This window comes from Rhizobium sp. CECT 9324, from assembly GCF_918741265.1.
In the GTDB taxonomy this organism is placed as follows: Bacteria; Pseudomonadota; Alphaproteobacteria; order Rhizobiales; family Rhizobiaceae; genus Allorhizobium.
Window position 1 is genome coordinate 771,116 of sequence record NZ_CAKKMZ010000002.1, and the last position, 21,548, is coordinate 792,663.

The 21,548-nt window shown below is 60.0% G+C and carries 20 protein-coding genes; 16 read left to right on the forward strand and 4 right to left on the reverse strand.

What is annotated here, in order from left to right:
* The first annotated feature begins 57 nt into the window (after positions 1-57).
* The 3 genes from LQ231_RS23345 to LQ231_RS23355 are packed head-to-tail and all read left to right on the forward strand — an operon-like array spanning position 58 to position 4,178.
* The gene (locus LQ231_RS23345; protein WP_230174305.1) at positions 58-2,289 is read left to right on the forward strand and encodes an iron ABC transporter permease; all 2,232 of its coding nucleotides are present in this window, start codon (positions 58-60) and stop codon (positions 2,287-2,289) included.
* A complete protein-coding gene (locus LQ231_RS23350) occupies positions 2,286-3,344 on the forward strand; it encodes an ABC transporter ATP-binding protein (RefSeq protein ID WP_230174306.1) in 1,059 nt (352 codons plus the stop codon). Before LQ231_RS23345 ends, LQ231_RS23350 begins: the two co-directional genes overlap by 4 nt.
* A 30-nt stretch (positions 3,345-3,374) precedes the next feature.
* Entirely contained in the window at positions 3,375-4,178 is an 804-nt protein-coding gene (locus tag LQ231_RS23355) for an inositol monophosphatase (protein WP_230174307.1), read from the forward strand.
* A 109-nt stretch (positions 4,179-4,287) separates the two neighbouring features.
* Here the strand turns inward: LQ231_RS23355 and LQ231_RS23360 are convergent, their stop codons facing one another.
* Positions 4,288-4,530, reverse strand: coding sequence for a TOBE domain-containing protein (locus LQ231_RS23360; RefSeq protein ID WP_230174308.1), 243 nt, complete (start codon positions 4,528-4,530; stop codon positions 4,288-4,290).
* A gap of 250 nt (positions 4,531-4,780) precedes the next feature.
* Between LQ231_RS23360 and LQ231_RS23365 the strand changes: the two genes are divergently transcribed.
* A complete protein-coding gene (locus LQ231_RS23365; protein WP_230174309.1) occupies positions 4,781-5,512 on the forward strand; it encodes a prolyl oligopeptidase family serine peptidase in 732 nt (243 codons plus the stop codon).
* 209 nt (positions 5,513-5,721) lie between these two features.
* Here the strand turns inward: LQ231_RS23365 and LQ231_RS23370 are convergent, their stop codons facing one another.
* Positions 5,722-6,822 (reverse strand): aldo/keto reductase, encoded by a 1,101-nt coding sequence (locus tag LQ231_RS23370; RefSeq protein ID WP_230174310.1) that lies wholly within the window; start codon positions 6,820-6,822, stop codon positions 5,722-5,724.
* Between the two features lie 108 nt (positions 6,823-6,930).
* Between LQ231_RS23370 and LQ231_RS23375 the strand changes: the two genes are divergently transcribed.
* Positions 6,931-7,824 carry a LysR family transcriptional regulator gene (locus LQ231_RS23375; protein WP_230174311.1) on the forward strand — a complete coding sequence of 298 codons (894 nt, stop codon included), beginning with the start codon at positions 6,931-6,933 and terminating at the stop codon, positions 7,822-7,824.
* 243 nt (positions 7,825-8,067) lie between these two features.
* Here LQ231_RS23375 and LQ231_RS23380 read toward each other — a convergent pair whose 3' ends face one another.
* A complete protein-coding gene (locus tag LQ231_RS23380; protein WP_230174313.1) occupies positions 8,068-8,943 on the reverse strand; it encodes a LysR family transcriptional regulator in 876 nt (291 codons plus the stop codon).
* A 108-nt stretch (positions 8,944-9,051) separates the two neighbouring features.
* Here LQ231_RS23380 and LQ231_RS23385 point away from each other — a divergent pair, with 108 nt between their 5' ends.
* From LQ231_RS23385 to LQ231_RS23400, 4 genes are all read left to right on the forward strand, one after another.
* Complete coding sequence (locus LQ231_RS23385) at positions 9,052-9,672, forward strand: glutathione S-transferase family protein (RefSeq protein ID WP_230174315.1); 621 nt, start codon at positions 9,052-9,054, stop codon at positions 9,670-9,672.
* A 45-nt stretch (positions 9,673-9,717) separates the two neighbouring features.
* A complete protein-coding gene (locus LQ231_RS23390) occupies positions 9,718-10,488 on the forward strand; it encodes an enoyl-CoA hydratase/isomerase family protein (RefSeq protein WP_230174318.1) in 771 nt (256 codons plus the stop codon).
* A gap of 93 nt (positions 10,489-10,581) precedes the next feature.
* Positions 10,582-11,259, forward strand: coding sequence for a peroxiredoxin-like family protein (locus tag LQ231_RS23395; RefSeq protein WP_230174320.1), 678 nt, complete (start codon positions 10,582-10,584; stop codon positions 11,257-11,259).
* 55 nt (positions 11,260-11,314) lie between these two features.
* The gene (locus LQ231_RS23400) at positions 11,315-12,028 is read left to right on the forward strand and encodes an SDR family oxidoreductase (RefSeq protein ID WP_230174322.1); all 714 of its coding nucleotides are present in this window, start codon (positions 11,315-11,317) and stop codon (positions 12,026-12,028) included.
* A gap of 202 nt (positions 12,029-12,230) precedes the next feature.
* On the opposite strand, the gene LQ231_RS23405 is transcribed toward LQ231_RS23400, so the two are convergent.
* Positions 12,231-13,244: a LacI family DNA-binding transcriptional regulator gene (locus tag LQ231_RS23405; RefSeq protein ID WP_230174324.1), complete on the reverse strand. Its 1,014-nt coding sequence runs from the start codon at positions 13,242-13,244 to the stop codon at positions 12,231-12,233.
* Positions 13,245-13,565: 321 nt separating this feature from the next.
* On the opposite strand from LQ231_RS23405, the gene LQ231_RS23410 reads away from it, so the two are divergent.
* From LQ231_RS23410 to LQ231_RS23440, 7 genes are all read left to right on the forward strand, one after another.
* Positions 13,566-14,567, forward strand: a complete 1,002-nt coding sequence (locus LQ231_RS23410; protein ID WP_230175047.1) for a sugar ABC transporter substrate-binding protein — start codon at positions 13,566-13,568, stop codon at positions 14,565-14,567.
* Between the two features lie 74 nt (positions 14,568-14,641).
* Positions 14,642-15,463, forward strand: coding sequence for an ATP-binding cassette domain-containing protein (locus LQ231_RS23415; protein ID WP_230174326.1), 822 nt, complete (start codon positions 14,642-14,644; stop codon positions 15,461-15,463).
* Positions 15,460-16,722: a sugar ABC transporter permease gene (locus tag LQ231_RS23420; RefSeq protein WP_230174328.1), complete on the forward strand. Its 1,263-nt coding sequence runs from the start codon at positions 15,460-15,462 to the stop codon at positions 16,720-16,722. Before LQ231_RS23415 ends, LQ231_RS23420 begins: the two co-directional genes overlap by 4 nt.
* A gap of 21 nt (positions 16,723-16,743) precedes the next feature.
* On the forward strand, positions 16,744-17,472 hold the full coding sequence (locus LQ231_RS23425; protein WP_230174330.1) for an SDR family oxidoreductase: 729 nt from the start codon (positions 16,744-16,746) through the stop codon (positions 17,470-17,472).
* 54 nt (positions 17,473-17,526) lie between these two features.
* The gene (locus tag LQ231_RS23430) at positions 17,527-19,161 is read left to right on the forward strand and encodes an FGGY-family carbohydrate kinase (protein ID WP_230174332.1); all 1,635 of its coding nucleotides are present in this window, start codon (positions 17,527-17,529) and stop codon (positions 19,159-19,161) included.
* A 389-nt stretch (positions 19,162-19,550) separates the two neighbouring features.
* Positions 19,551-19,976, forward strand: coding sequence for a VOC family protein (locus LQ231_RS23435; protein ID WP_230174334.1), 426 nt, complete (start codon positions 19,551-19,553; stop codon positions 19,974-19,976).
* Between the two features lie 506 nt (positions 19,977-20,482).
* Positions 20,483-21,544 carry an NAD-dependent epimerase/dehydratase family protein gene (locus tag LQ231_RS23440; RefSeq protein WP_230174336.1) on the forward strand — a complete coding sequence of 354 codons (1,062 nt, stop codon included), beginning with the start codon at positions 20,483-20,485 and terminating at the stop codon, positions 21,542-21,544.
* The last annotated feature ends 4 nt before the right edge of the window (positions 21,545-21,548 follow it).

The following is a 21,548-nucleotide window of genomic DNA, read 5'->3' on the forward strand; positions in this document are numbered from 1 at the left end:
CGGTCTCCGGATCGCCGGTCCATCTCTCTTCCTGCGAATCTACGAATGAGGTCGACCATGAGACATGGCAACCGCAGACTGGACCTGTTGCTGGCCTTTGGAGCCGCGAGCTTCATTCTGCTTCCCTGGTACAGGCTGGAAACGGGCTTCTTCGGCCTCGGCTGGCTCGGTGATTTTCCCTCCACAGAGGACACCGCGCCGGGCTTTCTGCAGCTTTTGGGTCACGGCCGCCTCTGGCTCCTCGGGGTCGTTTTCTTCTTCAGTCTTGGTGTTGCAGCACGCTTCATTGCCGACCCGATGCGCCGTGGAGCTTTCTTTTCGGCCGCCGGTGCCGCCGGCCTGGTCTATCTCTGCCTGCAGGGGCTTGCGGTCGGCTTTTCCGGCTGGACCTGGGGGATCAGCGAAACCCTCTTCGGGCCGCTCTCCGACGGCCAACCATCCATGGGTGCCGGCGCCGTGACCATGGCGATCGTCTTTGTCCTCATGTTCGCCTTCGGTCTGGTCGAGCGCGGCGTGATGAAGGGCGATGCCTTCGTCGTCGGTTCGATCTCGCTGCTTGTGTTTCTCGTTTTCGTTTTCGTCTTTTACCCAATCGGCAGCATGCTCGTCGCTGCGGTCCAGGATTTCGATGGCTCCTTCAAGCCAGATGATTTCATCCGCAATATGCAGGATCCCGGCATCTGGAGCCTGAGCTGCCTGGTGGGTGACGGGCGATGTGGTGTCGCCTGGCGCACTTTCACGCTCGCCATCATGACGGCGTCCGCCTCCACATTGCTGGGCCTCTCCTTCGCTCTGGTGGCAACACGCACCCGCTTTCCTTTCAAGAAGGGCCTGCGCCTTCTCACTGTCCTGCCGATTATCACGCCACCCTTCGTCATCGGGCTTGCGCTCGTTCTTCTCTTCGGTCGCGCCGGCGTGGTCACCGAAAGTCTATCAAGCCTCTTCGGCATCGAGCCTGGCCGCTGGCTCTATGGCTTGACCGGCATCTGGATTGCACAGGTCCTGTCTTTCACGCCAATTTCTTTTCTCGTCCTGATCGGTGTCGTCGAAGGTGTCAGCCCGTCGATGGAAGAGGCGTCGCAGACGCTGAGGGCCAACCGCTGGCGCACCTTCTGGCGGGTATCCCTGCCTCTGATGAAGCCCGGTCTTGCCAATGCATTTCTAATCGGCTTCATCGAGAGCATGGCCGACTTCGGCAATCCACTGGTACTCGGCGGCAGCAATGGCGTGCTCTCGACAGAGATTTTCTTCGCCGTGGTCGGCTCGCAGAACGATCCGTCACGGGCAGCCGTACTGGCGCTGGTCCTCCTCTTCTTCACGCTGTCGGCCTTTCTCGCCCAGCGCCTGTGGTTGTCGGGCAAGAATTTTGCAACCGTCACCGGTAAGGGAGACAGCGGCGCTCATATTGCCCTGCCGCGTGGCATCTCGATCGGCGTGCATGCTCTTGTCGTCCCGTGGATGATCTTCACCGTCGTCGTCTACGGCATGATCCTCGTCGGTGGCTTCGTGACCACCTGGGGCCTGGACAACACGCTGACGCTCGAACACTACGCACGCGCGTTTTCCGTCAGCATCCAGAATGGCTCGATCGCCTGGACGGGCGTTGCCTGGAATTCCTTCTGGACGACCATGGAAATCGCGCTGATCTCGGCACCGCTCACTGCCGCCGTCGGACTTCTGACTGCCTACATCATCGTGCGCCAGAAGTTCGCTGGCCGGAACCTCTTCGAGTTCGCCCTGATGATGAGCTTCGCCATCCCGGGCACGGTTATTGGCGTCAGCTACATCATGGCCTTCAACCTGCCGCCGCTCGAAATGACCGGCTCAGCCTTGATCCTGATCGCCTGCTTCGTCTTCCGCAACATGCCCGTCGGCGTGCGCGGCGGGATCGCGGCGATGAGCCAGCTCGACAAGAGCCTGGACGAGGCCTCGCTGACGCTTCGAGCCAACAGCTTCCGCACGGTGCGCAAGATCATCCTTCCGCTCCTGCGGCCCGCAATCACGGCAGCACTCGTCTATTCGTTCGTGCGAGCCATCACCTCGATCAGCGCCGTCATCTTCCTCGTCAGCGCCGAACACAATATGGCAACCTCCTACATTGTCGGCCTTGTCGAAAATGGCGAATACGGCGTGGCGATTGCCTATTCCTCGATGCTGATCGTCGTGATGATCACGGTCATCGGTGGTTTCCAGCTCCTTGTCGGCGAACGCAAACTGCGCCGCGAAAATCGTGTTGCCGGTCTAGGCGATACTCGTTCCGTTCCTCTCGGTCAGGAGAAAACCGCATGATCACCGTCAAAGCCGGATCCGTTACCTTTCAGAATGTCCGCAAGACCTTCGGCGCCTTCACCGCCATCCACGATCTTTCCCTCACCATCGAGCCCGGCACTTTGGTGACCCTGCTCGGCCCCTCCGGCTGTGGAAAGACCACGACACTGCGTATGCTGGCGGGGCTGGAGCACCCGACCTCCGGAAAGATCCTGATCGGCGGCAAGGATGTGACCATGCTGCCGGCCAACGAGCGCGATGTCTCCATGGTATTTCAGTCCTATGCTCTCTTTCCGCATATGACCTCGCTCGAAAACGTCGCCTATGGCCTACAGTCATCCGGCTTGGGCAAGAAGGAAGCGCGCGAGAAGGCCGAGGAGGGCCTCAAGCTGGTCGGGCTTGCCGGCATGGGCCATCGTCTGCCGGCAGAACTGTCAGGCGGCCAGCAGCAGCGTGTCGCTGTTGCCCGTGCCCTGGTGCTGGAGCCGCAAGTGCTGCTGCTGGACGAGCCGCTCTCTAATCTCGATGCACGCTTGAGGCGGCGTGTCCGGACAGAGATCCGCGACCTCCAGCAACGTCTCGGTTTCACCGCCGTCTATGTCACCCATGACCAGGACGAGGCGCTTGCCGTTTCCGACCGGATCATCGTGATGAAGGATGGCGAGATCGCTCAGTCGGGTGCACCGCGTGAACTCTACGAAGCGCCGGCCTCGCCTTTCATCGCCGACTTCATGGGGGAGGCGAATGTGCTGCCCTGCGAGGTCGTGCAGTCCGATGGCGGGGAAGTCCTGGTGCGCGTCAGCAATCTCGATCATCGCTTGCGGTCCACAGCTAACCAGGGCCCAGCCAAACTCGCAGTCCGCCCCGGTGCCATCCGGATAGGCTCGGCCGGCACAGAGGGCCTGAAGGGGCGCGTCCTTCATTCGGCCTACCTCGGCGGTCACGTCGAATATGAGGTTGAGACGGATGTCGGGACACTCTTCGTCATCGATCACGACGTCGACCACGCCCATGCTGCTACAAGCGACGTCACACTAACGTTCAAGAACCGTGGCATTGCCGTCATCAGCGGCTGATTAATTTCAAGAAGATCAAGGATCCAGAGAATGACTGTGAATGATACGGCACTCGCCACGCGTTTTGCGCTGGCCAAGACGCTGGCGGCGCAAGCGGGAGCCATCGCGCTTGACTATTTCAATCGCCGCGACACGCTGGTGATCGAAACGAAGCGCGACCTGCAGGACGTGGTTTCGATCGCCGACCGAAACGTGGAGACTTTTCTGAAGGAGCAAGTGGCCGACGCCTACGCCAATGACGGGTTTCTGGGCGAAGAATTCGGACACGACGAAGGCTCCTCCGGCTTCACCTGGGTCGTTGATCCGATCGATGGCACCGCGCCTTTTGTGAACGGCATGCCGACCTGGTGTATCTCGGTTGCGGTCATGTGCGACGGAGAGCCGGTTGTTGGCGTCATTCATGTGCCTTGTTCGGACGAGCTCTATGCCTCCGCGCATGGCCTTGGCGCGACGCTGAATGACAAGCCACTTCGCTTGGATCCGTCCCGCAACCTGCAGAATGCGATGACGGGGATCGGTTGCAACAGCTATGTCACGCCGGAACGCGTCGGCGCGATCATCGCAGGTCTGATGGAACGAGGTGGTAACTTCATCCGCAACGGTTCGGGTGCCTTGATGCTGGCCTATGTGGCAGCCGGCAGACTGGTTGGATATTACGAGCCCCATATGCGCGCCTGGGACTGCATGGCAGGCTTCTGCCTTGTCCGCGAGGCCGGGGGCAAGAACCTGGATTTCCCGGGAAGTGGTGCTGAGTTCTTGAATGGGCATCCGGTTCTTGCCGCGAACCCGACCTGCTATGACGAACTCTTGCAGCTTCACATGAGCAATCTTTGACGCCCATGCGATCCCGCTGACAAATTGCGGCTGGGAGCGCCAAAACCCTTGAGGAAATCATTCCGCCATGTGCGGATTGAAGCGGGGCCGGGGACGGCTCCGCTTAACTTCATTTGAGACAGCATAAATCGAGCCGCGCACTATTCGCATCAAAGAAGGCCAAATTTGATGAATTCGCGGCGATCGGCACCCTCTCGTCTATCTCGATCCCCGAGCGACCTCTAACGCGGGAAACGATGTCTCTGCCATCGGCAAGTGTCCCATGGACAAAGCTCTCAGCCTCGACCAGTTCGACCGCGGCGACCTTCACTCTTGCGGTATAGATCTCGTCCCCGGGCGCATCCGTGATCACATGAGGTCTTCTGGCCGAATGCGGATGGTCGCGGCCTTGGTTGGAACCGTCGTGTTGGGCTTGATCGACCAGCTGTCGGATGCCTTCCCAATCTGATGTGATCCATGGAGAGCGACCCAAGCAAGGTCGCTAAAAGAGGTCGAGCGTAGGAGGTCCCCAGCCGTATTTTCTGTTCCCGTCAGCTTGAGTTTTAGTGCCGGTGTTCCATTTGATGTTTTTATATGCCGAACATCACGGAGGAGGTGATCGAATGACACGGGGTATCGTGGCGCTGGTCTTTGCGGCCGTAGTGGGAATGTGCAATGCGGGAGTGACGCATGCCGAGCAGTCCGCGGAGAGATCAAGCACAAGCATAGAGAATGATCTCAACTATCTGATGTACACACCAGAAGGCTATTCGTCGTCCGAGAAAGCGTATCCGCTTGTTGTGTGGCTGCACGGCGGCGACCAGGGCGGGACCGATATCGAGAAAGTGAGATCGAGCGGCATCCCGAAATTAATCGAGGATGGAAAGACATTTCCCTTCCTGGTGTTTTCGCCCCAGAACCCAAGTGAAGAACTCCTTTATCCGATCGAAAAAGTAGAGGCGGCACTCGATGAGGTCATGTCGAAGTATCGCGTCGATCGCGCGCGGGTCTATGTCATGGGTTTCAGCCGCGGCGGGTTCGGCACTTGGGCCATGGCAGAGCAGTCCCCCGAGAAATTCGCAGCGGTCGTTCCGATCGCTGGCGGCGGGAATCGCCACTATTTGAGCAGAACAAACGAAAAGGCGGCCTTCTGGGTGTTCCACGGCACGAACGATGATGTCATCCCATTGTCGGATTCGGTCGTGCTTTTCGAGCGCCTTGTGGGTCTGAAGCGCAACGCTCGTTTGAGTGTGCTGGAGGGCGTAGATCACTCGGGAGTCGAATGGGCCGCCTTAAACGATCAGGCGCTTTGGGATTGGCTTATGAAACAGCACCTTGAGGTCCCACCACAGTAAACCCGTGAAGCCTTTGTGCCTACCGCGAAAAGGAAGGGCAGGGCGTCGGCTTGGCGCCTTGACGTCAGTCGTTAAAGGAACGGTCCTGTCCACCTGCGAGCTGCCGGTGTGCTCGCCAGCTCCCGTAAATTGCTAATACCAGACACTATGGTTACATGCGTCTCAGAGCACGTCCCCTATTTGAGATCAATCAGGGGACGTGCTGAATCTCACTTGCCCCAGGGCTGGACTGTCTGCCCTCCAAACATCACCTGCGTTGGCAAGTCAAAGATAAAGTAGGGGTTGAAAGACGGCGGTGCGCTGATTTGATTGAGCCGCGCCAATTGGTCAGATGTCAGTTCCACCTCCAGCGATATCACATTCTGCGAAAGCTGCTCGGCTCTACTGGCGCCGACCAGAATTGTGTCGACGCCAGGACGCTGTACCAGCCATGCAAGCGCCACTGCCGCCAATGGTTGTTCAAGCTCTGTGGCAACCTGCCTGACGACATCGACGACGTCGAAATTATGCTCGGTGAACAACATGCCGCCAAATGGGTTGTCGCCGTTCAGTCGGCCGTTGCTCTCGGTCTCGTCGTTAGCCGCAGCCTTGTCCGGAAGGCCGCCGCTCGCGCCAGCTTGAGCGATCATGTCGCGGCGGTACTTGCCTGTAAGCAGTCCGGCTGCCAAGGGGCTCCAGGGAACAAGTCCCATCCCAAACTCCGCTGCTGCCGGAAGAATGTCGAGTTCGACACCTCGATCAACGAGTGAATAGGCATATTGCAGCCCGATCGGCGCCGGAAGCCCGTGAGCCGCGGCCAATGTCGCTACCTTTGCGACGTACCAAGATGGCGTATTGGAGAATCCATAGTGCAGGATTTTACCGCTCCGGACAGCGTCAACCAGTGTTTGCAGCACCTCTTCGGCAGGGGTAGTCCGATCCCAGACGTGCATCCAATACATGTCGATGTAGTCCGTCTTCAGCCGCTTCAACGAGCCTTCGATCCCAAGCCGGATATTCTTGGCTCCGTTCCCACCATGCAGGGGTGTTCCTTGGCCGCGGGCGAAACCAGACTTGGTGGCGATCACGAGCCTATCGCGAAGACCGGTGTCGGCGACGAACGACCCCAGCATCTCCTCGCTGCTTCCCCCTGAATAGACATCAGCCGTATCGAGGAAGTTGCCCCCCGCCTCCACATAGGTGTCGAAGAGTTCGCGCGATGCTTTCGTGCCTGCACCCCAACGCTCGGCACCAAAAGTCATTGTTCCAAGAGCAAGCGGGCTGACGATGAGACCGGATCGGCCCAGTGTGCGATAGCTTGTCAGGTTCACATTGTACTCCTTGATTAAGTTTCGAAAAGCACTGCTGAAACCATATCTGGTCGCTGGGCGCTCGATTAGCCATTGCGCGGCGCATGTACTTGTGAGCAGTTTGCAGCAATGGAACGGGGTGAGCTCAACGATCTGTTGGTATTTGCGGCGATCGCGCGGGAGCGAAGCTTCACGCGGGCTGCGGCCTCGCTCGGAATGTCGCCTTCGGCGCTCAGCCATGCCATGCGTGGGCTGGAAGCAAAACTCGGGGTCAGGCTGCTGGCAAGGACGACACGCAGCGTCTCTCCCACTCAGGCAGGTGATAGGTTGCTGCAGTCCATTAGGCCAGCATTCGCCTCAATTGAGGATGGGCTTGCGGCCCTTGCTGAATGGCGTGACAGTCCTTCGGGCACTGTCCGTATCACAACGTTCTCATACCCTGCGAAAACCGTGCTTTTGACAAAGCTGCCCGCGTTTCTTTTGGCCCATCCCGACATTCAGGTTGAAGTGAATATAGATGATCGGCTGACAGATATCGTCGCCGAGGGCTTCGATGCCGGGATACGATTCGGGGACACGGTGGCCAAGGATATGATCGCCGTGCGGGTCGGTCCGGACCTTCGAACCATTGTGGTCGCAACACCCTCCTATTTCGAGCGTCATGCAAAGCCTGAAACGCCTGCCGATCTGCAAGCCCACAACTGTATTGGATATCGCCTTGCAAGTTCCGGAGGACTGCTTCCATGGGAGTTCGAACGCGACGGCCGCGAGATCAAGGTCAGGACGTCCGGTTCCTTTGTCGGCAACGACGGCGATCTCGCAGCCGCAGCAGTCAGATCAGGGGCTGGCCTTGGCTACCTGTTGGAAGACGATGTTGCCGAAGATATTGCTTCCGGCCGTTTGATACAGGTTCTCGATGAGTGGTGCCCGCAATTTCAAGGCTGCTATCTCTACCATCCGAGCCGCCGACAAACGCCGCCGGCCCTGCTTGCCCTTATCGGCGCATTAAAAATGAAGAGCTGAGAGTTTCCGATGGTGGGGACCGCCGAGCCAACTTGCGGATAACAGCGCAAGCTTAGCACTTTCGAGTGTGCTCCACGGCCAATCAATGGCACGCGTGAGTGGCGTGCGTGTGGGCTTTTTTGCGATATGAGGGTTGTCCGATTTGCGCCCTCCATCTCGGTCATCGAAGTCGTGATTGCCGGCAAGCGTACACTACCTCGCAGAGCGTCACTTAACCTGCTCGCCAATAGAAGAGGCATGGCCTCAGCCGACAATCGTTTCCACGAAGTCCGCGAAAGCCCGAGCCTTAGCACTGGCCAGCCGTCCTGTCGGAAAAACCGCCCAAAGGTCTATGTCGGGAAGCTCCCAGTCCTCCAGTACGCGAAGGACTTCGCCGCTCTGCAGTTCCGGCCAGAACATCCAGTCAGATGTCACCGCCAACCCCATGCCGACCTTAACAGCCGCGCGGATGCCCTCGGCGGCCGTGAAACGAACTCGTCCCGATACGGCGACCGAGGCTTCGGTTCCATGTTTGCGAAACGTCCAGCTATTCCCAAGCTGGGTGTAGACCACGGCCTGATGCGCGGCGATGTCCGCCGGCACCTGCGGAATGCCGTGTTGCTCGAGATAGGCGGGCGTCGCTACCACAGACCGGCGGCCGGTGGCGATCTTGCGCGCGACCGCGGCACTGTCGGCAAGTTCTCCCATGCGCAGTGCGATGTCTATGCCCTCGGCAACAAGATCGATCACCCGGTCGTCGAGAATGACGTCGACCTCCAACTCGGGATTCGCCGCCAGGAAATCCGGCAGGCGCGGCACGACCATCAGGCGTGCGAATGTCGTGGCCGCACAGACCCGAAGACGTCCAGATAGGCCTGCACCAGCACCCTTCGCTTCCAGCTCGGCCTCGTCCGCCTCGTGGATCGCGGTTTTTGCCCTTTCGTAGAAACGAACTCCGGCATCGGTTGGCGAAAGGCCGTGTGTCGACCGGATGAGCAGACGGACCTGCAGACGGTCTTCCAACTGCGCAATTGTCTTCGAGATTGCCGGCTGACCGACGCCGATCTGCCGGGCAGCCTGGGAAAACGACCCCGTTTCCACCACGCGCACAAATGCGGCCATCGCTTGCAATCTGTCCATCGCTTATTCTCCTTGGGAATAGGCATTATCGCTATGAGCGACCTGCCGCAAGCTCGGAGGAATGGTCATAACTGTTTTCAACGGAACGCGATCCGATGGAGATGAACGATGATTGAAGTCCACGCCTTTGCCACTCCGAACAGCGTCAAGGTGCTGATCGCCCTCGAAGAGATGGGAGTGCCCTACGAGTTGAAGCCGGTGAATGTTCGCAAGGGCGAGCAGAAGACCGAGGCGTTTCTTGCACTCAACCCGAACGGCAAGGTGCCGGTTCTGGTCGATGAGGGTTTTGTCCTCACAGAGAGTGCCGCCATCCTCGTCTACCTTGCGGAAAAGACCGGCCGGCTGCTGCCGAAAAGTGGAAATAGCCGGGCTCGTGTCTTCGAACAACTCTTCTTCCATGCCTCCGGTTTGAGCCCTGCGTTCGGCAACGCAGGCTTCTTCAAGCGCTCGTCGCCCCAGCCGCAGCCGATCGCCGAGGCCCGCTTTACCACTGAAGCCGAACGCATCCTCGGCCTGCTTGATGCGAAGCTCGCCACGCAGTTCTTCATCGCCGGAGAGGAATTCACGATCGCCGACATCGTCCATTTCGGCTGGATGTGGCGTCTGCAGTTCCCCGGCCTTTCCCTCGACGGTCGCCCGAACCTTTCCCGCTGGTTCGAGACCGTAGCCGCACGCCCAACCGTCCAGCAAGCCGTTGCTCGCGTTGAAGCAATCGTGCCCGCCGCCTGATCTTCCTTATCCACCACATCAACGCAGACACGCAGGAGAACCACCATGTCGAAGTTCGACACCTACAAGAACAGCTTCCCGAACGCCCGCCTGACACGCACGCCGAGCGGGGTCCTCGAAGTCGCGCTGCACACCGATGGCGGCAAGCTTGTCTTCAATGGCCATACCCACGAGCAGTTTGTCGATCTCTTCCACCAGATCGGCGCCGATATTGACAACCGCGTCGTCATCCTCACGGGCTCCGGTGACGCCTTCATGGACGCGATCAGCCCTGAAGGCTTCGATTTCTTCTCGCCCCGCGGCTACGACAAGATCTTTCGCGAGGGTCGCAAAGTTCTAATGAACATCCTCGACATCGAGGTGCCGATGATCACCGCGCTGAATGGCCCGGTCCTGCTGCATTCGGAATATGCGCTGCTCACCGATATCATTATCGCGACGCCAGAGACGGTCTTCCAGGACAAGCCGCATTTCGATTTCGGCATCGTACCCGGTGATGGTGTCAACCTGCTTTGGCCGGAAGTGATCGGCAGCATTCGAGGACGCTACTTCATCTTGACCCGCCAGGTGCTCGATGCGGCAACCGCCAAGGACTGGGGCGTGGTCAACGAGATCGTGCCGGCAGACAAGCTTCTTGCCCGTGCCCATGAGATCGCCGAGGGTATTGCCGCCCTTCCGCCGCTGACGTCGAGCTATACCCGTATCGCACTGACGCAGAAACTGCGCCGCATCGTTGACGAAGGTGCTGGCTACGGCCTGGCGCTCGAAGGCATCAGCGCTGCCGAAGTTGCCCGCTCCATGGCCGCCAACGGCTGATCACATCCCTGACCATCGCCGGACTTCAACCCATATCGCGAAGTCCGGCGCGCTCTTCGCCCCACATCCAATTCCCATCAAAGGACAATGACCATGACCTTGCAAACCAAGCTCGACGCTTTCAAGGCTGATTTTGAAGCCGGCAAGCCGCCTTACAACGTTCCCTATTCGGTCATCGAGACGATGCACCGCGCCACCGCAGAGCTAGTTGCCTCTGGTGCGGCTCAGAAGGCAATCAAGGCCGGCGATCGCCTGCCGGAATTTACGCTGTCGGATCCGGACGGCAATCCGGTCTCGTCCGCCGATCTTCTGGCCCACGGCCCGCTGGTGATCAGCTTTTACCGCGGCGTCTGGTGCCCCTACTGTAACATGGAGCTGCAGGCCCTGCAGGAAGCGCTGCCGCAGTTCGAGGCGCTTGGCGCAAGGCTTGTCGCCATATCGCCGCAGAACCCGGTCAACAGCCGCAAGTCGGTGCGCCAGAACAACCTGACCTTCCCGATCCTGTCGGACCCGCACAACGATGTCGCAGCCGCCTTCGGCTTGCGCTTCGAGATGCCGGACTATTTGATCGAGCTCTATAGGTCGCTGAAGAACGATCTTCCCGGTTTCAACGGCGATCCGAGCTGGACCCTTCCGATGCCCGCCCGATACGTCGTCGGTCAGGATGGCATCATCCTCTATGCCGAGGTCAACCCGGACTACACTCGCCGCCCCGAGCCGGAAGACATGTTGCCCGCGCTTCGTGCAGCAGCAAACAGCACCGCCGCCTGATCCGATGCACACCAAAAGGCCCTGCTTCGTTGGAAGCGGGGTCGAGGACTTCCCAATGAAAAGAACATTTCTGATCACTGGTGCCAGCAAGGGCATCGGTCTTGCCCTGGCAGAGCGCCTTGCCAAGAAGGGTCACGATGTGATTGGCATCGCCCGCAACGCGACCGATGGGTTTCCCGGCCGCCTGCATCAGCTCGATCTTTCAGACCGGGCAGCCGGCGAGGAACTTGCGGCCATCGTCCGCGAGAGCGGCATCGATGGGATCGTCAACAATGTCGGCCTTGTCCGGGCGGAGCCACTGGGTAACATCACCGTCGAGACGCTCGAAGACGTCATGCGGCTCAATCTGCATCCTGCTCTCGTTGCCGTGCAGGCTGCTCTGCCCGGCATGCGGTCGCGCGGTTGGGGCCGGATCGTCAACATCTCGAGCCTGACCGTCCTTGGGAGCATCCAGCGGACCAGCTATGCGGCAGCCAAGGCAGCTCTCGTCAGCTTCACCCGGAGCTGGGCGCTCGAACTTGCCACAACCGGCATCACGGCGAACGCGGTGTCGCCAGGACCGACGGAGACCGAACTGTTCCGTGCGAACAATGCGCCCGGTAGCGAGGGAGAGGCGCGTTATCTCGCGGGTGTCCCCATGCGCCGCTTCGGCCGCCCGGATGAAGTTGCAGCGACAATCGCCTTCCTGCTCTCCGACGATTCCGCGTTCATGACCGGGCAGGTGCTGCAAGTCGATGGCGGTGCTTCGATAGGAAGGGCTCCGATCTAGTTGCAGTAGGCGGACTAGAGTAGGCATCGGCAGGCGGCGGCATTCGGCTCTGCGCCTTCATTTCGGGCGTAGATGTTGCCGCCGCCCCAGCCTGAACACAGACATCGCCACCGTCAAGCCTTCGCGGTCATGTGTGCTGTGCCGATGTCCGCGCCTCGTATTCCAGACCTGTTCATCGATCCGATTGGCCAACATACTCAGCTCACGCAAAGATGGGCGGAATCTCGATCAGCTTTCGGCTGTCGCTGGTTCCCTTCTCGACAATGTCGAAGGCGGCCGTCAACATGCCCGCCACATCCTGGCGCGCCATCTCGATATCGTGTCCGAGAAGTGCGACAAACGGATCCCAGTCGAAACATCCGATGATAGGGGATGCGCCGCGGAAATGCGGCGACGACTTGATCCAACGCATGACGCCTTCGAGAGAAATGGTCGAGTTGACGAACATGCCGAGGGGCACGCTGCCTTCGCTGTCAGCCATCGCGCTCAACGCCTGAGCAGCCTTTTCTGGCGCATAGCCGCAGGCCAGAATGTGGTCCTGTTCAACCGTAACACCGAGATCCTGGTGGGCCTTGCGGAAGCCCCGGATGCGTTCGGCTGTGTTGTGATCGCGGCCGCGCCCGCCGATGAACAGCAGCGGCGACTTCACACCTGTCTTGCGTTCAACATTGATCAGCGTTCGCCTCGTCAGTTCGCGCGCGCCGGCGAAATTGTCCGAAATGATCGAGGTAGCTTTTGTGCCGGGTAGGTCGAGATTGAGACTGCGCGTGCCGGCCGCCTGACAGATGTCCGTAATGCGATCCGGATCCGTGGCGCCCGTCGAAATCAGCCATTCGACCTGGTAGGACAGCATGGTCCGCGCCGCTTCCACCTCCAGATTAGGGTCTCGCAGCGTGCAGGTGATGATCGGGAAGAGCCCGCGTTCGCGCGCCATGATTTCAAAGGTCTCGACGATCGAACCGAAATAACGATTGTCGTATTTCGGCACGATCATCCCAATGATTTTTGACTTGTCGCGGCGCAGCAGGCTCGCCTGCATGTTCACGGCATAGCCCTGTTCCTCGGCGATACGAGTGATCTTTTCGGCGAGCTGGGTGCTGATCCGACGTTTCTTCCAGTTGCCGTTCAGCACGGCACTGACGGCGCTGGCGGACGTTCCGGCGAGCTCCGCCAGATCGTAGATCGTTGTCTTTTTCTGCGGACGTTGTTGATTCACGAAATCCTCCTGCTAAACCCAACTTGACATTAAACGGGGAAGGTGGCAATTCTTGCTTCATCGATTGAGCAAGGGTGCTCCATCGATGATACAGGTTGGCTGTGGAGGGTCGACCGGGAGGCGTTCAGCCACTACCCATGTCTTGCGGCGCCGATCAGTTCGGCGACGGACGATCAACTGCGTCCTGAAGTCAGGCGACGCGGGATGGGGGTGGCAGGCGAAAAACCGGGGTAGTCTCTCGACGCAGGCTGTTCCATTCAAGGAGGAGAATGAGACATGAAAATTCGTTCCATGCTGCTGACAACCGTCGGTCTCGCCGCAATGGTTTCCGGTTCTGCTCTCGCGCAGGAAGGGGCGACCGTCGCCTTCCTGATGCCCGACCAGGCATCGACGCGCTATGAAGAGCACGACTATCCGGGCTTCAAGGCGGAGATGGAGAAGCTGTGCGCGTCCTGCACCGTCATCTATCAAAACGCCAATGGAGACGTCGCGCTTCAGCAACAGCAGTTCAACTCGGTTGTCGCCCAAGGCGCCAAGGTTATCGTCCTGGATCCGGTCGATTCCGCTGCCGCTGCCGCCCTCGTTGAAATCGCCCAGTCCCAGGACGTCAAGGTCATCGCCTATGACCGTCCGATCCCGGACAAGGCCGCCGATTATTACGTTTCCTTCGACAACGAGGGCATCGGCCATGCGATCGCCAAGTCACTTGTCGATCATCTGAAGGCAAGTGGCTTAGCCGAAGGTGCAGGCGTCCTGCAGATCAATGGTTCTCCGACCGATGCGGCCGCCGGCCTCATCCGTGACGGCATCCATCGCGGCCTGAAGGATTCAGGCTACAAGACGCTCGCCGAATTCGACACGCCGGAATGGGCGCCGCCCAAGGCACAGGAATGGGCGGCCGGCCAGATCACCCGCTTTGGCGCGGACATCAAGGGCGTGGTTGCTGCCAATGACGGCACCGGCGGTGGCGCAATCGCCGCCCTCAAGGCCGCGGGCGTGAACCCGGTTCCGCCGGTCACCGGCAACGACGCAACGATCGCGGCTCTCCAGCTCATTATCTCGGGCGACCAGTACAACACGATCTCCAAGCCATCGGAAATCGTGGCGGCCGCTGCGGCCAACGTTGCCGTCAAGCTGCTCAAGGGCGAGACTGTCGAAGCCAAGACGACGCTCTATAACACGCCGTCCGAACTCTTCGTGCCGGCCGTTGTCACAGCCGAAAACATCAAGGCGGAAATCTTCGACAAGGGCATCCAGAAGCCCGAAGATGTCTGCACCGGTGAATATGCCGAGGGTTGCAAGAAGCTCGGTATTACCCAGTAATAACCTCCCAAGGTGCTCGGTCGGGGCTTGCTCCGGCCGGGTGTATCCCTTGTCCCAATGAAGAGCGCCTCGTCATGCAACGAAATGACATCGGTCTGCCGCCCAAGGGCACGACCATCTTGAAGCTGAGCAATGTCTCGAAGAACTTCGGTGCGGTATCCGCCCTGACGGACATCGATCTGGAAGTGAAGGCTGGCGAAGTGGTCGCTCTCGTCGGCGACAATGGTGCTGGCAAATCGACGCTGATCAAGGTGCTTGCCGGCGTTCACCAGCCGAGTGCCGGCCGGATCGAATATTGCGGCCAGGAGGTTTCGCTCGACAGCCCGAGCCGCGCGCTCGAACTTGGCATTGCGACGGTCTTTCAGGATCTGGCGCTCTGCGAAAACCTCGACGTCGTCGCCAATCTCTTTCTGGGTCACGAGATGTCGCCCTGGAACCTCGACGAAGTGTCGATGGAAGTGCGCGCCTGGACGCTGATGCGCGAGCTAGCTGCCCGCATCCCCTCGGTCCGGGAACCGATCGCCTCGCTTTCCGGAGGTCAGCGGCAGACGGTCGCGATCGCGCGTTCCCTGCTGCTGGATCCCAAGATCATCATGCTTGACGAGCCGACGGCAGCGCTCGGCGTCGCCCAGACGGCAGAAGTCCTGAACCTCATCGAGCGGGTGCGCGAACGCGGCCTTGGCGTCATCATCATCAGTCACAACATGGAAGACGTGCGTGCCGTCGCAGACCGCATCGTGGTTTTACGCCTCGGTCGCAACAATGGCGTCTTTACTCCCGACGCCTCCAACCACGAACTGGTGGCCTCAATCACCGGTGCCACGGAAAACTCTGTCTCGCGCCGTGCCGGCCGCAAAGCCGTCGAGCATGCCGAAATCGGTGGGAGCCCCGCATGAGCACTCAAATGTCGAACGAAAATAATCCTACCCCGCTTGCCCTCGATCGCAGCGACGAGCGTGTCAGTCATTCCGACGGTGTGTCGGGCATGGTCCGCGCCTTCCTATCGCGTGTTCGCTCCGGCGATCTCGGCATGCTCCCCGTCGCGATCGGGCTGATCGTCATCTCGACGGTCTTCAGCATTCTCAATCCGATCTTCCTCGCGCCGAACAATCTGGTGAACCTTCTGTTCGATTGCGCCACCGTCGGCATCATCTCGCTCGGTATCGTCTGCGTCCTCATCCTCGGTGAGATCGACCTGTCTGTCGGCTCGATGAGTGGATTGTCCTCGGCGATCATCGGTGTTCTCTGGGTGAATTCCGGAATGCCCCTGCCGCTCGCCATCTTTGCCGCTCTGGTCACCGGCGCAATAGTGGGTGCGCTCTACGCCATGCTCTATAATCGCCTCGGCATGCCAAGCTTCGTTGCAACACTGGCGGGTCTCCTCGCGCTGCTCGGCTTGCAGCTCTACATCCTCGGTCCAACAGGCAGCATCAATCTGCCGTATGCGTCGCCGCTGGTGCGCTTCGGCCAGATCTTGGTCATGCCGGACTGGTTGTCTTATTTGCTCGCCCTGGTCCCGGGTGCCGTTCTGGTTGCGGCCGGTCTGGTAATCAGAAAGCGCAGGCAAGTCGTCAATCTTTCCTCGCAACCGCTGAGCAGCCTCGTGGCCAAGGCCGTCGTGCTGACCGTCGTGCTGGAAACCGCGGTCTACTACCTGAACCTCGGTCGCGGCGTGCCGTGGATGTTCGGTCTGTTCGTCGCCCTCGTCGTCATGCTCAATTATGCACTGACAAAGACCAAGTGGGGTCGCTCGATGTTTGCCGTCGGTGGCAATCGTGAAGCCGCCCGCCGCTCCGGCATCAATGTCCGCCGTATTTACATGAGCGCCTTCATGCTCTGCTCGACCCTCGCGGCCTTGGGTGGCACGCTGTCGGCCTCGCGCCTCGCCTCGTCGAGTCAGCAGGCCGGCACGGGCGACGTCAACCTCAACGCCATTGCCGCGGCGGTCATCGGTGGTACCAGCCTATTCGGCGGTCGTGGCAGCGCCTATTCGGCCCTGCTCGGCATCATCGTCATCCAGGCGATCTCGAACGGATTGACGCTTCTCAACCTAAGTTCGTCGCTGCGTTACATGATTACCGGGGCGGTTCTCGCCATCGCCGTCATCGTCGACTCGCTCGCTCGCCGTTCGCGCGTCAGCCACGGCCGCGCCTGATACAAAGACTGGAGACTTATCATGACTGAACTGATGAAGGGCAAGGTCGCTGCGATCACCGGCGCCGCCTCCGGTATTGGGCTTGAATGCGCCCGCACGCTGATTGCCGAAGGGGCGACAGTCGTGCTGATCGACCGCGCCAAGGACAAGCTTGAGATGCTGTGCGGGGAACTCGGTGAGCGGGCAAAGCCGCTGGTGGTCGACCTGTTCGACGGTCCTGCGGTTTCCAGCATGCTCCCGCGTATTCTCGAACTGGCGGGCGGTCTCGACATCTTCCACGCCAATGCCGGCGCCTATATCGGTGGCCCGGTGGCGGAAGGCGATCCGGATGCCTGGGATCGCATGCTGAACCTCAACATCAACGCGGCTTTCCGATCGGTGCATGCGGTTTTGCCGCACATGATCGCGCAGAAGTCCGGCGACATCCTCTTCACCAGCTCGATCGCCGGTGTCGTTCCTGTCGTCTGGGAACCGATCTACACCGCGTCTAAATTCGCAGTCCAGGCCTTCGTGCATTCGACCCGCCGTCAGGTGGCTCAGCATGGCGTTCGCGTCGGTGCGGTCCTGCCAGGCCCAGTCGTCACGGCACTGCTCGACGACTGGCCGAAGGCCAAGATGGAGGAGGCGCTTGCAAATGGCAGCCTGATGCAGCCGAAGGAAGTGGCCGATGCCGTGCTCTTCATGCTGTCGCGACCGCGCAACGTCACCATTCGCGATCTCGTGATCTTGCCCAACAGCGTCGATCTCTGAAGCCGGCTAGGTTCGAGGCATACCGATACAAATCCGATAGCAAAGCAAGCGACCATGACCCAGACACCAATTCCGCCCGAGGGAGCCCCGCGTTACGTGATCGGCGTCGATGTCGGGACCGGCAGCGCGCGTGCGGGTCTGTTCGACCTCAAGGGCCATATGCTGTCGGTCGCCAAGCGCGACATCACTCTCTTCCGCGAGGCCGGCTCGATCGTCGAGCAGTCGAGCACCGAGATCTGGAATGCGGTCTGCGCGATCATTCGTGAAGCGGTCGCATCCGCCGGTGTCGATCCGGGGCATGTCGTGGGAGTGGGCTTCGATGCGACCTGCTCGCTGGTCGTGCTGGGGGAGGGCGGTCAGCCACTCGCCATTGGGCCGTCCGAAGAGGCTGAGCGTGACATCATCGTCTGGATGGATCACCGCGCCATTGACCAGGCCGAGCGGATAAATGCCAAGGGCCATGATGTCCTGCGTTATGTGGGTGGACGCATTTCCCCTGAAATGGAAACGCCCAAGATCCTCTGGCTCAAGGAAAACCGCCCGATCACCTTCGCAAGCGCATGGCAATTCTTCGACCTCGCCGATTTCCTCACCTGGAAATCAACCGGTGATCTCTCACGCTCGACCTGCACCGTGGCCTGCAAATGGACCTATCTCGCCCACGAGGCGCGCTGGGATGAGAGCTATTTCGAAGAGATCGGCCTGGGCGAATTAGCGTCGGAGGGCTTTGCCCGCATTGGCACGAACATTGTCGAACCCGGTACGCGACTGGGGCATGGGCTGACGACAGAAGCTGCCGAGGCGATGGGGTTGAAGCCAGGCACTGCCGTGGCGGCCGGCATGATCGATGCCCACGCGGGCGGGATCGGCACCGTCGGCATTGGCGGCAAGCCAGCCGAGAACCTGGCTTACGTTTTCGGCACCTCGTCCTGCACCATGACATCGACAGCCGAGCCCGTCTTCGTGCCAGGTGTCTGGGGCCCCTATTACTCTGCCATGGTTCCCGGCATGTGGCTGAACGAGGGTGGACAGAGTGCGGCGGGGGCCGCGATCGACCAGCTTCTGTCCTTTCATCCGGCAGCAAACGAGGCGACAGCGAGGGCGCGGGCCGAGGGCAAGTCGCTGCCCGCCTACATGGCAGAAATCGCCTTCACCAAGGTCGAGGATGCTTCAGACGCAGTCGAACTTGCGGCCGGTCTGCATGTTGTCCCGGAATTCCTCGGCAACCGCGCGCCCTTCGCCGATCCTCATGCCCGAGCCGTGATTGCGGGGCTCGGGATGGAGCGCGACTTCGATAATCTCGTTGCGCTTTACATCGCCGGCCTCTGCGGCATTGGCTACGGGTTGCGCCAGATTATCGAAACCCAGGCGAAGTCCGGGGCTAGCGTTGAGCAGGTGGTGATCAGCGGTGGTGCGGGGGCGAGCCCCCTGGTGCGCCAGATCCTCGCGGATGCCTGCGGCAAACCGGTCGTCGCAACTGCGGCCGAAGAGCCAGTCCTCCTCGGCTCGGCCATTCTTGGCAGCGTTGCTGCTGGTGTGTTTTCAGACGTTCGCGACGCTATGGGGGCACTCTCGCAAATTGCCGCGACGTATACACCGCGCGGCCATGAAATCAGTCTTACTCACAAACGGCGTTATGAAGCTTTTCTAAAACTTCAGGAAGTTTCGAGAGTGCTAAGGTCATTTTAGTTTCCGTGGGCAGGTTTAAGTAGCAGACATGTGCCCGAGCGAATTGGGCCACCGCTGAATTGCGGTGCCTCACGTTGTGAACGGAGTTGCTGCATGATGCTCGTTTCCGAGATGCTTACCGCGCTGAGCCGTCACTTCAGTCACAAAGGTCGTCATCGCTCTGCCCCGAGCGCGGACATAGCTCGGTGGTGGCATCACGTCGCCTGTGCGCCACAGGCGGACGTTCTTGACGATGGCGATCTCAGAAGCTAGCCTGATACCGTCTAAAACAGGTTAGGCTCGGGAAGGTTGGCCCGGCCCCCACCGGAGTGGGTCCTTCCGCTGTTCTCTAGCGGCCCAAGACTACGATGGCCCGCGCATGGTGTGCGGCCGATAGTAGGAGCTTGGGCATGAAAGCTAGAATATCAGTCTTGACGCTTGGCGTTGCCGATCTTGAAAAATCCGTCACTTTCTACCGCGATGGCCTCGGTTTGCCAACTGAAGGGATTATAGGACGAGAGTTCGAATACGGCGCAGTCGCCTTCTTCGATTTGGCTGGCGGCCTAAAGCTGGCGGTTTGGTCGCAGCGTGATGTCTCTCACGACACTGGGTTGCCTCTAGAGCCAACGAGTCCCACGTCGTTCACCATCGGCCACAACGTCTCGACCAGGGAAGAGGTCGATGCGGTGATGAACGCCGCAGAGCGCGCCGGAGCCGAGATCGTTAAAAGCCCGACCGCCACCTTCTACGGCGGCTACGCAGGCTATTTCCGTGATCCGGACGGGCATCTATGGGACATTGTTTGGAATCCCGAGATGCTTCCTTCAACGGACTGAGGTTGCTGGCGCCGCTCACTCTGCTTGAATAGAGAGCTGCAGATTGCGGTGCTGAGCGATAGATGGGCTTTCAACAGCTCTGCCGTTCTAGGGGGCAGCGTCGCGCTGGTTCCGAAGGCAGACGCCCAACCTCATCTCGAGGCCGGGCGTCTGGTCCGGCTGTTGCCGCAGTGGTATTCGGATGCAGGCGCGATTTCGGTGTACTTCGCAAGCCGATCACAGCTCCCTGCAAAGACCTGTGTCTTTATCGATTTTGTGACGGCTCTGGCAGAGCGCAATCAGTGGCCAGAGCAGTTTGCCGGCAGTCTCGGGTAACCGCTCTAGTGCATCATAGACCTTTCCGCATCTGCCTGGACGATGTGGATCAGCTAGCGGCGATTGGCGGCGATTATCAGGACTATGGCATAATCCGCATTAAGACTGGCGCGGTCTGCTAGTTACAGCTTCCCTTCCAACCCATAGAAGTCTGCCTGCCAGCAGGGCGTTTTGGAGAAGGTCGCAAGAAAATGATGATCGATACAGCGCATCCCGTCATGATCACCGGAGCCACCGGCTTTGTCGCCGGGTGGATCGTCAAGTTGCTGCTTGAAGCAGGTGTTACCGTCCACGCACCCGTGCGCAACATGGCGGATTTGAGTAAGACCAAGCATTTGACCGAGCTTGCCGCCAAGACGCCGGGCACCATCAAGTTCTTCGAGGCGGATCTTTTGAAGGCCGGCTCGTATGCGCAGGCGATGGCCGGCTGCCAGACCGTCTTCCACACAGCGTCTCCCTTTGTGACGAATGTGGCTGATCCGCAGAAGGATCTGGTCGATCCGGCCGTAATCGGCACGCGCAATGTTCTGGAAGAGGCCAGTCGCCTCGAAAGCGTCAAGCGCGTCGTCCTGACCAGCAGTTGCGCCGCAATCTATGGCGATGCAGCCGACGTACAGGACGCGCCGGGTGGCATCCTGACCGAGGAGATCTGGAATACGACGTCGTCGCTCCAGCATAATCCCTATTCCTATTCCAAGACCGTTGCGGAGCGCGAAGCCTGGTTGATCGCCAAGCGTCAAAACCGCTGGGATCTTGTCGTGATCAATCCGTCGCTGGTGTTCGGGCCTGCAATCAATCCTCACACCACCTCTGAAAGCCTCCGCATTGTCAGGCAAATCGGCGACGGGACCTTGAAGATGGGGGCGCCGCGCATGGGAATGGGCGCCGTCGATGTAAGGGATCTGGCCAAGGCGCATCTCGCCGCGGCGTTTACGCCGTCTGCAAGCGGCCGATACATCATCAACGGCGTCAACTCGGATCTTTTGGAAATCGCGAAGACCTTGCTGCCGAAATATGGCAAGGCCTACCCCATTCCCCGCCGTGCCATGCCAAAATGGGTGATGTGGTTGGCCGGACCGCTGGCGGGAGACGGTATTACCCGGAAATTTGTCGCGCGAAATGTCGGGCACGCCTGGAAGGCGGACAACGGCCGTGGCAGGCGCGAACTGGGGCAGACCTATCGACCGCTGCACGAGACAATGAACGATATGTTCGAGCAGATGATTGCCAGTGGACTCGTTACAAACAAATAGTAGC

Excerpts from the sequence above, each read along its gene's own strand:
- LQ231_RS23365 (WP_230174309.1), top strand. The coding sequence starts at position 4,781 with ATGACACGGGGTATCGTGGCGCTGGTCTTTGCGGCCGTAGTGGGAATG.
- LQ231_RS23395 (WP_230174320.1), top strand. The coding sequence starts at position 10,582 with ATGACCTTGCAAACCAAGCTCGACGCTTTCAAGGCTGATTTTGAAGCC.
- LQ231_RS23345 (WP_230174305.1), top strand. The coding sequence starts at position 58 with ATGAGACATGGCAACCGCAGACTGGACCTGTTGCTGGCCTTTGGAGCC.
- LQ231_RS23425 (WP_230174330.1), top strand. The coding sequence starts at position 16,744 with ATGACTGAACTGATGAAGGGCAAGGTCGCTGCGATCACCGGCGCCGCC.
- LQ231_RS23430 (WP_230174332.1), top strand. The coding sequence starts at position 17,527 with ATGACCCAGACACCAATTCCGCCCGAGGGAGCCCCGCGTTACGTGATC.
- LQ231_RS23380 (WP_230174313.1), bottom strand. The coding sequence starts at position 8,943 with ATGGACAGATTGCAAGCGATGGCCGCATTTGTGCGCGTGGTGGAAACG.
- LQ231_RS23375 (WP_230174311.1), top strand. The coding sequence starts at position 6,931 with ATGGAACGGGGTGAGCTCAACGATCTGTTGGTATTTGCGGCGATCGCG.
- LQ231_RS23420 (WP_230174328.1), top strand. The coding sequence starts at position 15,460 with ATGAGCACTCAAATGTCGAACGAAAATAATCCTACCCCGCTTGCCCTC.
- LQ231_RS23440 (WP_230174336.1), top strand. The coding sequence starts at position 20,483 with ATGATGATCGATACAGCGCATCCCGTCATGATCACCGGAGCCACCGGC.
- LQ231_RS23385 (WP_230174315.1), top strand. The coding sequence starts at position 9,052 with ATGATTGAAGTCCACGCCTTTGCCACTCCGAACAGCGTCAAGGTGCTG.
- LQ231_RS23350 (WP_230174306.1), top strand. The coding sequence starts at position 2,286 with ATGATCACCGTCAAAGCCGGATCCGTTACCTTTCAGAATGTCCGCAAG.
- LQ231_RS23390 (WP_230174318.1), top strand. The coding sequence starts at position 9,718 with ATGTCGAAGTTCGACACCTACAAGAACAGCTTCCCGAACGCCCGCCTG.
- LQ231_RS23400 (WP_230174322.1), top strand. The coding sequence starts at position 11,315 with ATGAAAAGAACATTTCTGATCACTGGTGCCAGCAAGGGCATCGGTCTT.
- LQ231_RS23415 (WP_230174326.1), top strand. The coding sequence starts at position 14,642 with ATGCAACGAAATGACATCGGTCTGCCGCCCAAGGGCACGACCATCTTG.
- LQ231_RS23435 (WP_230174334.1), top strand. The coding sequence starts at position 19,551 with ATGAAAGCTAGAATATCAGTCTTGACGCTTGGCGTTGCCGATCTTGAA.
- LQ231_RS23355 (WP_230174307.1), top strand. The coding sequence starts at position 3,375 with ATGACTGTGAATGATACGGCACTCGCCACGCGTTTTGCGCTGGCCAAG.
- LQ231_RS23410 (WP_230175047.1), top strand. The coding sequence starts at position 13,566 with ATGGTTTCCGGTTCTGCTCTCGCGCAGGAAGGGGCGACCGTCGCCTTC.